Annotated in this window: 20 protein-coding genes and 2 pseudogenes; 1 reads left to right on the forward strand and 21 read right to left on the reverse strand. The window is 28.9% G+C overall.

Going from position 1 to position 14906, the window contains the following annotated elements:
• Position 1: 1 nt before the first annotated feature.
• The 15 genes and pseudogenes from spoIIIAA to RCG18_RS00750 all read right to left on the reverse strand — a co-directional run bounded on the left by spoIIIAA (position 2) and on the right by RCG18_RS00750 (position 9545).
• Positions 2-919, reverse strand: coding sequence for a stage III sporulation protein AA (spoIIIAA, locus tag RCG18_RS00685; RefSeq protein ID WP_308041935.1), 918 nt, complete (start codon positions 917-919; stop codon positions 2-4).
• Positions 920-1332: 413 nt separating this feature from the next.
• A complete protein-coding gene (locus RCG18_RS00690) occupies positions 1333-1722 on the reverse strand; it encodes a CD1247 N-terminal domain-containing protein (protein ID WP_178908049.1) in 390 nt (129 codons plus the stop codon).
• Between the two features lie 41 nt (positions 1723-1763).
• Entirely contained in the window at positions 1764-2321 is a 558-nt protein-coding gene (gene efp, locus RCG18_RS00695; protein ID WP_178908050.1) for an elongation factor P, read from the reverse strand.
• Between the two features lie 68 nt (positions 2322-2389).
• Positions 2390-3466, reverse strand: a complete 1077-nt coding sequence (locus RCG18_RS00700) for a Xaa-Pro peptidase family protein (RefSeq protein WP_308039528.1) — start codon at positions 3464-3466, stop codon at positions 2390-2392.
• 223 nt (positions 3467-3689) lie between these two features.
• Entirely contained in the window at positions 3690-4106 is a 417-nt protein-coding gene (locus tag RCG18_RS00705) for a hypothetical protein (protein ID WP_308039529.1), read from the reverse strand.
• 13 nt (positions 4107-4119) lie between these two features.
• A complete protein-coding gene (locus RCG18_RS00710) occupies positions 4120-4572 on the reverse strand; it encodes a hypothetical protein (RefSeq protein ID WP_308039530.1) in 453 nt (150 codons plus the stop codon).
• 45 nt (positions 4573-4617) lie between these two features.
• The gene (locus RCG18_RS00715; protein WP_308039531.1) at positions 4618-5376 is read right to left on the reverse strand and encodes a hypothetical protein; all 759 of its coding nucleotides are present in this window, start codon (positions 5374-5376) and stop codon (positions 4618-4620) included.
• Positions 5373-5726 carry a hypothetical protein gene (locus RCG18_RS00720; protein WP_308039532.1) on the reverse strand — a complete coding sequence of 118 codons (354 nt, stop codon included), beginning with the start codon at positions 5724-5726 and terminating at the stop codon, positions 5373-5375. Before RCG18_RS00720 ends, RCG18_RS00715 begins: the two co-directional genes overlap by 4 nt.
• 56 nt (positions 5727-5782) lie before the next feature.
• The gene (locus RCG18_RS00725; RefSeq protein ID WP_308039533.1) at positions 5783-6280 is read right to left on the reverse strand and encodes a prepilin-type N-terminal cleavage/methylation domain-containing protein; all 498 of its coding nucleotides are present in this window, start codon (positions 6278-6280) and stop codon (positions 5783-5785) included.
• Positions 6249-6539, reverse strand: a complete 291-nt coding sequence (locus RCG18_RS00730) for a hypothetical protein (RefSeq protein ID WP_308039534.1) — start codon at positions 6537-6539, stop codon at positions 6249-6251. Before RCG18_RS00730 ends, RCG18_RS00725 begins: the two co-directional genes overlap by 32 nt.
• 78 nt (positions 6540-6617) lie before the next feature.
• Positions 6618-6710: pseudogene (locus RCG18_RS28930) on the reverse strand (type II secretion system protein); the annotation flags it as partial.
• A complete protein-coding gene (locus RCG18_RS00735) occupies positions 6676-7119 on the reverse strand; it encodes a type II secretion system protein (RefSeq protein WP_308039535.1) in 444 nt (147 codons plus the stop codon). The pseudogene RCG18_RS28930 and the gene RCG18_RS00735, both read right to left, overlap by 35 nt.
• Positions 7120-7151: 32 nt before the next feature.
• Positions 7152-7610, reverse strand: coding sequence for a type II secretion system protein (locus RCG18_RS00740; RefSeq protein ID WP_308041936.1), 459 nt, complete (start codon positions 7608-7610; stop codon positions 7152-7154).
• Between the two features lie 156 nt (positions 7611-7766).
• Positions 7767-8996: a type II secretion system F family protein gene (locus tag RCG18_RS00745; RefSeq protein WP_308039536.1), complete on the reverse strand. Its 1230-nt coding sequence runs from the start codon at positions 8994-8996 to the stop codon at positions 7767-7769.
• 12 nt (positions 8997-9008) lie between these two features.
• Positions 9009-9545, reverse strand: coding sequence for an ATPase, T2SS/T4P/T4SS family (locus RCG18_RS00750; RefSeq protein WP_308039537.1), 537 nt, complete (start codon positions 9543-9545; stop codon positions 9009-9011).
• Between the two features lie 215 nt (positions 9546-9760).
• Between RCG18_RS00750 and RCG18_RS00755 the strand changes: the two genes are divergently transcribed.
• Positions 9761-9910: a hypothetical protein gene (locus tag RCG18_RS00755; protein ID WP_308039538.1), complete on the forward strand. Its 150-nt coding sequence runs from the start codon at positions 9761-9763 to the stop codon at positions 9908-9910.
• A gap of 892 nt (positions 9911-10802) precedes the next feature.
• Here RCG18_RS00755 and RCG18_RS00760 read toward each other — a convergent pair.
• From RCG18_RS00760 to RCG18_RS00785, 6 genes and pseudogenes are all read right to left on the reverse strand, one after another.
• The gene (locus tag RCG18_RS00760; protein ID WP_308039539.1) at positions 10803-11621 is read right to left on the reverse strand and encodes a DUF4760 domain-containing protein; all 819 of its coding nucleotides are present in this window, start codon (positions 11619-11621) and stop codon (positions 10803-10805) included.
• Between the two features lie 206 nt (positions 11622-11827).
• Positions 11828-12020: pseudogene (locus tag RCG18_RS00765) on the reverse strand (hypothetical protein).
• A 13-nt stretch (positions 12021-12033) separates the two neighbouring features.
• Positions 12034-12957, reverse strand: coding sequence for an N-acetylmuramoyl-L-alanine amidase (locus RCG18_RS00770; protein ID WP_308039540.1), 924 nt, complete (start codon positions 12955-12957; stop codon positions 12034-12036).
• Between the two features lie 16 nt (positions 12958-12973).
• Positions 12974-13189 (reverse strand): BhlA/UviB family holin-like peptide, encoded by a 216-nt coding sequence (locus RCG18_RS00775; RefSeq protein ID WP_308039541.1) that lies wholly within the window; start codon positions 13187-13189, stop codon positions 12974-12976.
• Positions 13190-13252: 63 nt separating this feature from the next.
• Entirely contained in the window at positions 13253-14059 is an 807-nt protein-coding gene (locus tag RCG18_RS00780) for an RES family NAD+ phosphorylase (RefSeq protein WP_308039542.1), read from the reverse strand.
• 196 nt (positions 14060-14255) lie between these two features.
• The gene (locus tag RCG18_RS00785; protein WP_308039543.1) at positions 14256-14900 is read right to left on the reverse strand and encodes a hypothetical protein; all 645 of its coding nucleotides are present in this window, start codon (positions 14898-14900) and stop codon (positions 14256-14258) included.
• Positions 14901-14906 lie beyond the last annotated feature (6 nt).

Genomic DNA, 14906 nt, shown 5'->3' on the forward strand with positions numbered 1-14906 from the left:
TCTACCCCCTCCATATCACTGATTTAGTTGAAAAATCATATATACACTCTACGGTTCCAGCACCTTTCTTATTGCTTAAAACAATAGCTCTTTTAAAGACATTATTTTCAACAATTTCTTTAAATACAGGTCTATTATATAAATCCTCTACATCATACCCGTGAATTGTAGTAATTAAACTTACTCCTGAGTTAAGTGCATTTAAAATACTATCAATGTCCTTATAGGCCCCTATCTCGTCGCAAACTATAACATCTGGAGACATGCTTCTTATAGCCATCATTATCCCTTCACTTTTTGGACATCCATCTAAAACATCTGTTCTAAGTCCAATATTAAGTTGAGGTATTCCATTAAAACATGCTCCTAATTCACTCCTTTCATCAACTACACATACTTTTTTTCCTTCAAAAAACATCTTGTCCATACCATCTGAAATATTTCTTGTTATGTCTCTTATCAGTGTAGTTTTTCCGCACTTTGGTGGAGAAATTATTATAGTATTTATTACTTCATTGTTATTTATAATAAATTTCATTATAGAATCTGAACAACTTTTTACTTCTCTACAAATTCTAATATTAAGGGATGCAATGTTTTTTATAGTTTTAACTTCATTTTTTTCTATTACACACTTTCCGCATACACCGACTCTATGTCCACCTTTAATTGTTATATAGCCCTGTTTTAATTCTTCTTCAAAGGCATAAATAGAATAGTTGCTCATCCTTTGAATGATAGTTTTTAAGTCATCTGATCTTGGTGTATATTTGTTAACTATTTCTCTATTACCTACTTGAAAAACTAAAGGCTTGTCCGCTCTTATTCTGATTTCTTGAAGTGTCTTTGATTGAGCTAAATCTCCAAGAGCATCTTTAATACTTTGTGGTAAAATATTTAAAATTTCTTTTGTATCTATCTTTCTCATCTCCTTTCTTTATATTAATTTCTATTTTAATTACTCAGAAATTATTCCAAATAAATAAAAAATTTTATCCGATGACTACCCACTCTAATACTCCCATCGCGCTCTATGAAAGCGATTCACACAAAATCAGAAATTTTGTTTCTCTGCTTGCACTCTGTGAAAGCGGGAGTAAAGAGCGGCTATGTCCCTGGATTCGTTCAACTAAGAATCAGATGGGGGTTAAATGCCTAAATGGCATTTAACCCCCACCTGATTCAAGTTTCACTTCATAACCAAATAAAAAATACCACATAAATGAGTAACCTCATTTATGTGGTATTAAAATAACTTATTCAATAAACTTCCACTCTAATACTTCTATTTTTGCTAGAAGTATAAAGTAATACCGCTCTGAATTCGTTCAATTATTCACAACAACAATTTTTAGTTGCTATTTTTTTATGGCAATTAGGACATGTAATTTCTTCACCCTTAGCTATTATGTCCTTATCAACATACACAGTATCTCCACAGTTAGGACATTCAAGTTGGATAAAGTTATCACCTTCATCCTCATATAGCTCATAATCTTCATCATAAAAATCTTCTTGAAGTTCTGCTAGGTCTTCATCTATGGCATCTATGTATTCTTGAACAACTTTTTGGGATTCTGAGATTTCAGATATTTCTACAGCTATGTCTTTAAGTACACTAACAATTTCTGTTAATATTCTTCCTTCCTTAGTGCTTTCATCGATACTTAATCCGTCAACTAATCCGCTAAGATAAGAAACCTTTGACATAATAGAATTCATTTAACCACATCCTTAAATTTATTTTGCCATAATAGTATTCCTTAAACTCTTTCCATATATTCTCCAGTTCTTGTATCTATTCTTATAATTTCTCCTTCATTTACGAATATAGGAACCGGAACAACTGCTCCAGTCTCAACTGTAGCAGGTTTTAAAACATTTGTAGCTGTATTTCCTTTAACTCCTGGATCTGTTTGAGTTATCATTAATTCTACAAAGTTTGGAGCTTCTACTGAGAATGCTTCACCTTTAAAGAATTTTATTACAGCAAACATATTTTCCTTTAAGAATTTTATAGCGCCTTCAACTTTCTCGTAATTCAAAGGAATTTGTTCAAAAGTTTCTTGATCCATGAAGTAATATAATTCACCATCTGAATATAAGTACTGCATTTCTTTTCTTTCTATAACTGCTTCTTGAAGTTTTGCAGTTGGGTTAAAAGTTGTATCTGTAACTCCTCCAGTTATAACATTTCTAAGCTTTGTTCTAACGAAAGCTGCTCCTTTACCTGGTTTAACATGAAGAAACTCTATTACAGTAAACACTTGTCCATCTTGTTCAAAAGTAGTTCCTTTTCTTATTTCTCCTGCTGATATCATTTGTGTATCCCTCCAAAACTTTATTATTCATTTATTATATTATGACCTTTTACAGGTAATCATATATACTATTCTATACATATTAAATGCTTAGGTGATTTTGAGAATATTTCTATTCCATCTTCTTTTACTAATAATATATCTTCTATTCTTACTCCACCAAAACCTGATATATAAATTCCTGGTTCATCTGTAACAACTATACCTGCTGGGAGTGGTTTATCATTTCTATATCCAACCGTTGGTGCTTCATGAATTTCTCTACCTACTCCGTGACCTAAACCATGGCCAAAATATTCTCCATAACCTTTTTCTTTGATGTAATCTCTTGCAATTTTGTCAACTTCTATTGCAGGAACTCCTGGTTTAAAACCTTTTAAAGCTCTTTCCTGTGCTTCTAGTACAATATTATATATTTCAACCATTTTTTCAGATGGCTCACCTATAACAATTGTTCTTGTCATATCTGAACAATATCCTTCATAAACGCACCCAAAATCAAGTGTTAAGAATTCTCCTTTATTAATAACCTTATCAGTAGCTTCTCCATGAGGTAAACTTGATCTAACCCCTGATGCAATTATAGAAGGAAATGAAAGGTCTGTAGCCCCTAATTTTTTCATATAAAATTCAAGCTCAAGTCCTACTTCTCTTTCAGTCATTCCCGGTTTTATAAAACTAAGCATATGTTCGAAAGCCTTGTCAGCAATTTCTGCTGCTTTTCTCATAAGTACTATTTCGCTTTCGTCCTTTACAACTCTTATTTCTTCAACTATACCTTCCATAGGAACAAATTCACAATTAAGTTTACTTTTATAAAGGCTGTATGTACCATAAGAAACTATATTTTCTTCAAATCCAAGCTTTTTAATATTATTTTTATTTATCAATTCTGATAGAAAGTCAGCAAAAGTAGTATTCTTACTATATTCTAATAGTTCATAATCTTTAACTTGTTGCTGTGCTTGTTCAGTAAATCTTGAATCTGTAATAAAAAATGCCTTATCAGTTGTTATTACTGAAAAGCTTTCATTTCCAGTAAATCCACTTAAATAATTTCTATTATGATCTCCAATTAAAAGAACAGCATCTAATCCTTTTTTGCTCATTGCATCTCTTAATTTTCTCATTCTTTCTTTATACATCTTATATTACCCCCATATTTACGTAACGTGTAGCATTCACTATTACTTTCTCCAATTTATGTAACAATTATTCCTTATTAAACTTACAATTTAAGAAATAAACGCTCTATGTTTTCACTTTTCAATATATAGACTACACAATACAGTTCTATTTGAACAATGTTATTTTATCAAAACTTGTGATTATTTGCAAATAATATTAATTTATTTGCTTTCAGATTCTCTACTTGTTTTTTATAAAATCAATATTCACTTTAGTAGTGTTATTGCTGTTTTCATCTTTATTTATTTTTATATTATTAATACGTTGATAATTATCTTTATTTTTTATATCTTCTAGTGTACTTTTAACTACAGAAATATCACCTAAGATTTCAAGTTCTACTGCTGCTTCTTTATTACTTTGAATTCTTAAACCGTTTATTTTAACCTTTTCTTTTTCACTTAACCCCTCTAATATCTCAGTAAATCCAAATTGTTTTAATTTGCTATTATCACTTTTATTTTCATCTATAACTCTTAATTTAGCCTCATTTTCAGCTATTTTTTCTCTAACATTGAAATTCTGCACAATTAAAAATAAAAATAATATTAAACACAGAATGACCATGATTGGCTTATAAATACTATTTTTAAACATATATTTTCCCCTCTCACTTTAACTCCATATTTATTTTTATATTTCCCGGATTTTCACCACTCAGAAATAATATCTGTTTTATTATAAATTTATTTTTCATTTCTATTTCTTTTATGAGTAATTTATAATCTAATTTTGTTGAATCAAAATTTAGTTCTATTCTTCTTCCATCTATATATATACTTTCATAATTGTCATATTCCTGTACGCTTGTTATATAGGTTAAGAATGTATCTAATGTTCTATTATTTTTGCTCTTCGTTTCATTCATTTGTTCACTATCTTTCTTTTGTGGTACAAGTCTCTGATTAATTTCAGTATCTAAAAGCTTTTTTTTATTTGTATTTACAATCAACAGTTCCATAAGAATTAGGTCTATTATAATAAATATACTTATAAAAACTTTCAGTAACTTTTTTCTCTTAACTTTTCTATCTTCTAAATACCACTCTGGCAAAAAATACATCTTTTCTATTTAAATCATCTCCTTATGATGCCTAAGCTTTAAACTCTATATAAAATAGTTATTATCACAGCAATCATTCCCTAAGTCTATGCAACTATATAGTTCCTCTGCATCTTTAATTAAAGTTTTGTAAGGAAAGTTTAGAAAAAATATTTTGTTAAATTGATCATATTCTTGTGATATACTGCATTTAACTTGAAATTTTTTCAACTCATCTATAAAACTATTCTCAGTAAATGTTTTTATAACACTGTTAGCAATCATCTTATCGTCTGCACAGGCTAATAAATATAAAATATTTTCATGTATAAAAATAAGGATGTAATTTTTATCTTTAATTCTATTTTTATAATTGTTCAAAATACAAAATTGTATTGGAAATATGCCCTTTATTTTTCCGCCTCTTTCTGTACACTTTTTTATTAAATTTAGTTTATTCCAATTTAAGCAAAATACTATCACATCTAAGCTTGAACCATTATCTTTGATGATTTGATAGGTAAACATAATGTTATCTATATTTTTAAATCTATACTGCAGCTCGCCTTTAATAATTGCATGAAGCTTCTCCTTTTTTACCTTTGGAAAAGTCATAAATTTCACATATACCTCTTCACCATCTACTATTATAAATAGACTTTTATTTTTAAAATCTACTTTAATATCATCAATATCTTCTGCATTGATATTAATTTCATCATATTTTTTTAAGGCTATTATTCTGTCTATAAAACTTTTTCTGAGAATTTCTTTATAAGTTAAACTATCATTATAAACTTGTAATAATCCCTTTTTTCTCATCATTTTATTCCTCCTTTTTTATAAGAATAATCGATGCATCCATAAAATATTGATCCATTAATAACCTTATACTCATATAGCTCCTCTTTATAAAACTTATGATTGATATAGTATTCAGCTAAAAAATAATTTGAATCATTAATATATTTAACCAAATTATCATCATATTTTATAGCAGTGCTTGTTGTGGCATTAAAAAATTCTTTTACTCCTTCTTCACTTATAGAGCTAACATTTTTATAGATATTCTCGTCTAATTCAGTTAGAAGAAACTCTCTTGGTTTTTGTATAACGTCCACTTTCATTGTATTTTGCTGAAGCTTTAAATCATTATTTCTTATTAAAACTTCCATTTTATAAACACCTAAAGCAATAAGAAAACATAGGCTGCAGGCAAATAGAACATAAATTAAAATAAATCCTTCTTTGCTTTTCCTCTTTCTAGTCCTAAACATCTTTTATACACTTTACCTTTCCTTGTTTCTATAGTTATATATACCACTCTTCCTTTTTCCTCTACAATAAATTCCTTAACATTTTTTAAAATATTATTAGTTGTAGGTGAATATACAGTGCCATAGGATATTATAATGTCTGAGTCACGATCTTTTCTAATATAATCATTCCCCTTACCATCATATCTTTTTATAGTAATTCTGTTATCTGATATCTCCGTATACTTAGCATTATTTATTTGGCTTTCAATTATCATAAAAGCCTCATTTACATAAAAATATTCTCTGCTTTCCTTTATTTCTTCTCTATGGATTCTCATATACTTTGAAATAATAATTACTTGAATAGATGATATAATTCCTATTAATGCTGTAACAATCATTAATTCAATTAATGTAAATCCTTTTTTAGTAGCTTTTCTACCTTTTATATTTTCCCTTATAAATCTCACACTCCATAACCTTAGTGTTATTTTTGATCTTTGTATATAATTTTAAATTTAGCTTTAATACTTTACCTTGCTCTATATCAATAGCTATATAAGGCTCTTCTGATGGTTTATTCTGAGCAAATAAATTAGTTATTCCTTTTTCTTTGATTTTATCCTCCTGAATATTTTCTTTAGAAATATAATATCTATTTTCAAGAGTAAGCTTATGTATTTCATCATACGAACAATTATAAATTATGTTATTCTTTGCTGCTTCCATAAATATTGTATTATTATGTATCTCATTACTTGTTTTTTTTAGCCTCACGTTATTCAGTTGAATTGATAATATTGTAATAAATAATATTGAAAATACTGCAATGCTACATATAACTTCTATCAAGGAGTATCCTTTATTAGTATTTAAATTCCACGAAGGCTGTTCCCACACACATCGTAATGCAGTGCATCTTTCCTTCACGATCTTTGTATTGAATGGTACACGCATCTTCAGTTATACCTCTGTTATCTATTTTTATTTTATTTCCTGGCCTCACTATATTTAATGTAAATTTATCTGGTAACTCTAATTTATAAACTCGCTGTGTTTCAGAGTTTAAACATATAAAGTTTTTTTCAGTATCAAAATATAAATAGCCTCCTATATTTTTATCTCTACAATACTCTTTTGAGTTATTTATTAAGTTAATCAGAGAATTACTGAAAATATCAACATCTATTCGATTTTGTAATTTGCTGTATCCACCAAAATTTATCAAACTGCAGCTAAATAGTATGGATATTATCACCAGCACTATCAATAGTTCTATAACAGTAAACCCTTTCTTTTTAGTCTTCATATAACTACTCCATTATGATTATCTCTATAAAATTATGTACCAGACTTGGTACTTTGTTGTGTGTTTGTAGACATGGCTTTCGGATATACGGTTTTCTTATCATATATTACTACAAAAGAATTTTGAGCTGCGTCAACTGTTACTTTACAATCCTTATTATCACTTTTATATTTTATATCCACACTCTGGTCGTCTGAAGATGGATTTTCTACCGTAACATCATTTCCAACTGAGGTAAGTAGACCTATATTGGATTGTACATTTTCTTTGTCAAATTTGCCTTCATTATCTCCATAACTTGCCATAGCTGCTGTCTGAATTTGTTTTGCTGTATTTATAGCTTTTGTTACTTTAGCCTTTTCTTGATAAGCTGAAAATTTTGGAACTAAAAATCCCATAAGAACTAATATTATAGAAACAACTAACATAAGTTCTATTATAGTAAAACCTTTTTTCCTTGAATTTGTTATTTTATTATAATTTATTTTCATAATCTTTTCCTTTCTCACAAAGGTTTTCATCCAATGACTACCTAATCTAATATTTTGTGCCAGATAGAGAGGCAGGTTTCGTATCTAGGGGTTCTGCCAACGTAGTTTGACGCAAAATAGACTAGTATACTGACTAGTTATTTTTTTGAAGATGCTTTATTCTATAGAATCCATGATGTTTATAATAGGCATAAAGGCTGCTATTATAAATACACCCACAAATAAAGCTAAAAATATAATAATCATTGGCTCCATTAAACTTAAAAGCTTCTTTAAATATCCCTCTAATTCATTTTCAAGTATCTTTCCGAGTTTTGATAACATCTGCTCAACCTTTCCAGTCTCCTCCCCAATGGAAATCAGAGATAAAAATAGTTCATTTCCTAGTTCTTGCTTCTTAAAAGAAGAATTCATACTTTCTCCTTGCTTTATATCTTCTATACAATTCTTAACTTTATTCTCTATTACTTTATTACCTAAAACACTTGTAACAGTTTCTAAAGCTTCAATTATATTAAAACCTGCTTCTATAAGCATAGATAGTGATACTGAAAACTTGTATAAAACAAGATTATTGTAATATCTTCTTAAGTAGGGAATTTTAATTTTTATATTATCAAAATAAAGTTTACCTTCATTTGTTCTCGAATATTGATATACAGCAATCATGATGGCAAGTAAAATTATATTTATTAAGTAAAAGTTTGCTCTAAGAAAACTATAAAAATCTAATGTAACCTGCGTTAGAAAAGGAATGTCTCCACCAATAGACAATAATGTATCTATAAACTGTGGTATTATTTTAGCCATTAAGAATAAAACTATAAAGAAAGAACTTATTAGTACAACAAAAGGGTAGGTAATTGCTGACTTAATTTTATTAAATAATCTATCTTGTTTGTCATAATATTCCGACAAATCCTTCAGTATCTTATCCAGTTTCCCACTTTCTTCTCCTATCTTAATCATTTCATTCATAAACAATGGATACATACCAGATTCTTTCTTTAAGCTTTTATAGATGCTTTCTCCCCTTGATACATTTTTCTCTACTCTATATAAACTCTGCCTCAATGTCTTTTTATTGCACTGAGATGCTATAGTATTTAACGCTTTAGATACTGAAATTCCAGCATTTATCATACTACTTAATCCATTACATAAAAAACTTATATCTCGGGAGTTAATTCGCTCTTTAAATCCATATTTAAAAATGTTATTATTTTTCTTTTTAAAATCCAAAAGATAATATCCATTGTCCTTTAATTTATTTCTTAGTTCAATTATGTCTTCGCCTTCATATTCTCCTTCAAATTTATTCCCTTGAATATTTATGGCACTATATTTAAATATGTTACCACTCCTTCCATATTGCAAAAGTATCACTCAAATCCTTAATTATAGATTTATTCTTATAAATTCTTCATAAGTAGTCACTCCACTTTTTATAAGATCAACACAATGTTCTCTCATAGAAATCATACCGCCATTAATATTCAAATTTCTAATATCCTCTACAGATTTTTTATATTTGATTTTAATGTTTTTCAATTTATTAATATCCATTATTTCATATACTACAGTTCTTCCCTTATAGCCTGTATAGTTACATTTCCAACATCCTGCACCCTTATATAACTTATAAGATGGCAAAAGCTTTAGGTCTTTAATTTCATTATCTGAAGCATTATAAGACTTTTTGCAGTAAGGGCATATTTTTCTAATGAGTCTCTGAGATATGACAGCTTTTAAAGCTTCCTCAATAAAATATGATTGTATTCCCATATCTTTAAGCCTTAATATAGATTCTGCTGCGTCATTAGTATGCAGTGTGCTTATAACTAAATGCCCCGTTACTGCTGCTCTAATAGCAATCTGCGCTGTTTCCTCATCCCTAATTTCACCAACCATTATTACATCTGGATCTTGTCTCAATATCTTATTTTGTAATTTAATACTAGATTAAAAGTATATTAATATGCTCAAATAAAGATTTTAAGCCACTTTTTTAATTTTCATATTAGATAAAGTTTGTATATTTTAGAATATTATTTTTGACGTATTTTTGACGTCAAATGATAGTTATTATGATTATTGTCAGGAATTCAAAAATATATTCTTACTAAATATGAAAGGAGTAATTAATAATAGTGAAATTAATAAATCATTATGAAAGAATAGAGAATGATCCTAGTAGCAATTCTCATAGATTTGTTTTTAAAATTGCTTCATATAATAATAGCTTTTTACACACTTTCTTGATAAGTGTAATTAATAAAATAGAAGAGCCTGCATCTTAAGTGGATACAGGCTCTTTTCCTTTAATAAAATTCCTTTATTTTCATTGGTAAAAACTTCATAATTGTATTAATACATAAAATCATATTCAATAATTTATTGAGGTAGAGTGTTTAACTAAAGGAGGGTATTAAGTTGGACAGATGGGAATATACAAGTATTAAAACTGTTAAAAGTGGAGGTTTTTTTGACAATTCATTAAAAATTGAGGACCTTAACTTTAAACTTAATGAACTTGGGGAACAAGGCTAGGAATTAGTATCTTGTGTTGCAATAAACAGACTTGAAGGAGAAACAAACGAACTAATATCTGTTCTTAAAAGAAGAAAATAGAAGACTTTGTGAAAAATAAACATTTGAATTAAGACGTAACTCTTAAATTACAATTTAAAGAATGGAGGGAGCAAAGTGTTCAGTAGATATAAAATTATACCTACTAAAGAACAAAGTATCAGGAGAATAATTGAAAGTTCATTTCTCATGGTTTTTGGAATTTATATGTTATGCCTATTCGCTAAAACTGTTGGAATTATAAGCATCATAACTTCAAGTGGTATTATTTTGTTCCATTTATACTTCCTTATCTTTTCAAAGAATAGCCTATCTTCCATTGAGATTAAAATAATTGCAGGAAATCTACTATGGTGTGCCAAAAATTACAAAATAAAGGTAATTATATAAAATTACCTTTAAGTAACTACGATTGACATTATCATCCTGCAGTGTTATTATATACTCATAAAATTTAGTTTCGAGAGGGGTTGTAAATAATGTGGGGCCCATTTTGTGAAGATGATTCATCAGAGGTTGAAGATAAAAATGCTAAGAATGAATAGTAATATAAAAAAAGAAATCTCAAGTGATTAAGATAAGCCTATATAAAAATATATAGGCTTATCTTTTTATGCAGTCTTTCTCATATGTAATTTTTCTTTTTAATGTCATCTCTTTTTCAGTCTGCGATAAATACCTCTTAGACCAAATATTGTGTAATTTAATTATGTTAGTGTAATATTTGTCCTTTCCGCTAATATTAAGCTCTGCTATCTTAAAATATAATAGCCTTACAATCTTAAAGAATGTTTGATGCAAGGACTGGTAAACAGTTCCTTCATCAGCTATACCACTATTAAAGTTCATACAAAAATATTCTAACTGGTTTAGTACATCGTTTATAATAGCATTTAGTTGTACTCTATATTTATTCTCACAATATTTATAATGTTTTTTATTTTTATCTTCTCCTTCACGGCCAGCCGCTGCTTCATTATAGGTTTCTTTTAATCCTATATTAACTTTTGATAAATCACTCCAACATTCATCATAAGATTTATGACGTAAAAGTTGGCTATTCACTACTAATATTTTCACATCTATATTCTTTAACTTATAACCAATTTGTTTTTGTTTGTCTTTATCTAACAACTCACTAAGTTCTTGGTTATCAAATTCTCTTAAATCTGTATGCTTTAAGTTTCCTATCAATTCCTCAATTCCGCAATCTTTGAACACGTACCATATATATGTTATTTTATTAATAATTTCTTGTTGGTAGAACCTTGATAGTTCTATTGCCTTCTCCCTCTCTGCCCTTTCGTTTTTTATTCTGTAATCCTTTTTAAACATACCTGCTTGATATGCTACAAATAAAAATGAACCAATGCCTGCTATTTTATAAAGATCATCAAGCATAGCTGAATAATTCCCCCCCATTTTTGTCCTCCTATTAGCATATAATTGAATTATTAATAAAATTAAGAATTCTATTAATTTACAAATCTATTTTATCACAAATGTTTACAAATTGTCCATTTATATTCATGATCATAATAATATATGACATTTTTTAAAACGTATACATTAATTTATCTAATAAACAAATAAAATAAAAATCTCTAGGCTTTCGACCTAGGGCAAAATTATTTCTCTTGAATATTATTCTGCTCCTTTAGTGTTTGTCTTATAGAGCTTTGTCCAAAATAAAAACCTATGATCATTGTAAATACGCTTAAAAATTCAGTAGTACTTACATACTTAATAGCGCTTAAGTAACAAAATACTATAAGTAAGTAATAGCGCTATAATCTTTTTAATTTGTAGTAGTTCTTTCATATGTTATCATCTCCTATTTTAAAATCTTACTCCAATCTTTCTGTCTTATCGCACCATCAGGATCACCCCAGATTCCTTCTTTCTTCTGCCATTCTTTAACCTTTGCCGTTGTATTAGCATCAAACACACCATTCTTAGAATTAATACCTATGAACCATTGTATAAACCTAGTCGCAACTATATTGGCTGACCATCCTACTCCTATAGTAGTCATTTTAGTAATTGCGTTCAGCGCATCTATAAGCTGAGAGTCTATATTTTCACCATCTGGTAACCCTACCACATATCTAAATTGTTTTATTGCTGCTTTAGTCTTAGGTCCTAATACTCCATCTGCATTAACTTCACCAGCAGCTAGGCAACTGACTCTTTGCAAGTCATGTTGTACAGATCTTATAAAGTCAGAATTACTATTATCCGCCTGCACTATTTGTCCAGTGAGTCCTTGAACTATAGCATTAGCTACTGATTCAGCACCTAATTTATTGTATAAATCTGCATCACTTTGAGTATCTACAAAACATACTTCTATAAGAATTGCTACAGGCTTACTATGATTTATTACATAAAGGCTACTACCATCTTTTACATCACGATTTACAAAGCCTAGTGATACTAGACATTTCAATACATTTGAAGCTAAAGTGTTTCCTGCAGCACTCATTGCAAATACTTCTGAACCTTTTCCACCACCTGCATTCAAGTGTATAGAAACTAAATAGTCTGCATTAACTGCATTATCACATCTCTGCTGCAGTGAATTCGTGACGCTTGAGGCACTAGAAGGTCTTACATTGTATGCTGTATGTCCTAGAGACTGCAATTTAGATATAACTCTATTCGCTATATCTAAAGCACAATTTTGTTCATTTAAATATTCTTCTGCTCCTGTATCTGAATAACATCCATGTCCAGGGTCTATTGCAAATTTGCTCATAAGATCATCTCCCATTTTATTTAAATATTTTATCTTTAACCTCTTTCACATCATCTTTGATGCAATTAAGCCCTTGCTCTATGCATTCAAATTTCTCTGTAAGGTTAGCTATTATATCCTGATATTTTGATTCTCTTTTACTATTTTCATTTAATACAAAGAAAAGTAGTGACACAAAGAGCACAGCCCATATACCTTGTTGCATTGCTAGGTCTAATACTTTACCTTCCACGTTACACCTCCTTTTTCACAAAATAAAAAGAGCTTGGACTAACCAAACCCTCATAAAAGTTTTTTATTTTATAGGTACGATTTTTTCTATATGATAAATGATATTTCTTACTTCATAAAGCTCAGAGCCTACTGGATGACATTTATCATAATTAAATATTGTTATATTTCTTCCACTCTCATGAAGAGAACTACTAAATCTTATCCCGTCAAACTTCAATGTCTTAATAAATTCTGAAACATATTGAGTTGCGATATAATCTTTTTTATCAGAATCTGATGGAGTCGAAAATTCCAACATAATTAAGCTCATTAGCTTACGTTCTACTCCATTAAAGCTTAATAATGATTCAAATGAAAAATCGACAATATTTAATGGTTCATCAACTCTTATTTTAGCTATACTTACCTTATTGTTCATATAAGGTCTAACTTCAGCAAGGGCTGTATATAAATTCTCAGCTGTATACAGATACTTGATAAATGCAGGATTCGCCCTACCATCCTTTATCAAATTGTTATCAGACGGAACATATGAATCTTTATGATCATAGCCCCAAAAACCCGATTCTTCCCTTAAACTAATATCAGCTCTATTACGTGATATATCTAATTGTTCTTCTAAACTTAGCTCATGATTATTAAAATTATTGCCAAGATACTTAATAAAATTTTCACTTCCATTATATATCCTTGCCCTATATAGAATACTACCTTCTTTGATAACCTTGCAGCTTTTATAAGCACATTCTTTTATATAATCAAGTACTATATGATTTACCATAAATCTGTTTCTATAAAGTATTTCTTCTTTAAACTCATACCATAACTTTTGTTCTTTAGTAAGTCCTTTACCCGAAGTAGTATCCATTTAATCTCCTCCTAAACTATAATTTATATAAATAATTATAATTTAGTTAGTCTCAATTAGTATACATTATTTTAGTTTTTTCTTATGTATACTAATAAATATTAACGTTTTCCATAATAGCAACCCAAAATTATGATGTATAATTTTTCTATCACGAAAAAAGAGCCAAAATAATTAGGCTCTTAGCAAAACTGATTTACTTTTTAAAGTACTGCGGAAATGAATCCTTTAAAGTCTCCAATAACTCATATGAAATCTGACGTATTGAATGATATGCTGGATTGCTATCTACATCAAATTCCATACCATTTTTTCTATATTGCCATCCTAATGAATTGTTTCTGGTTAAATTTGCATATACTTCATTTAGTTTAGGGTCTACATGTGCTCCTCCATCTTGATTTACAATGCAAAGTACTAAATCTTTTCTTGTCATTCTACTCTTTTTACCATCAGTAAAAACTATTTTCTCCCACCACGTATCAAATATTTTTTTAGGAACTCTCTTTTTTTCATCTGGAATATCATCCAAAGGAGCGCGGTATTCTGGTTTATCACCAACTACTATCCTCATTTGTATTAATCCCATATGAGGAAGTAAATTTTTAGGGTTATAATCCCAAGCCGTATCCAGATAATACATTTTTTTCTTCATTGAAAGTTGTGTTAACAATGAAACAGAATTCTTTGTATCATGTAATAAAACTCTAATTGCAGTAGCCATTCTTTTAGCTTCACCTAAATATCCCTCATCAAAAGCTTTAGCTGAGCTTTCTAGGAAGTATATATTATCTATCAGATGTTGCTCTAGTTCAGCAGTGCTTTGTTGAATTTTCCCCATATTTTC

Origin of the sequence: Clostridium sp. OS1-26, from assembly GCF_030915445.1 — a bacterium.
In the GTDB taxonomy this organism is placed as follows: domain Bacteria; phylum Bacillota; class Clostridia; order Clostridiales; family Clostridiaceae; genus Clostridium_AM.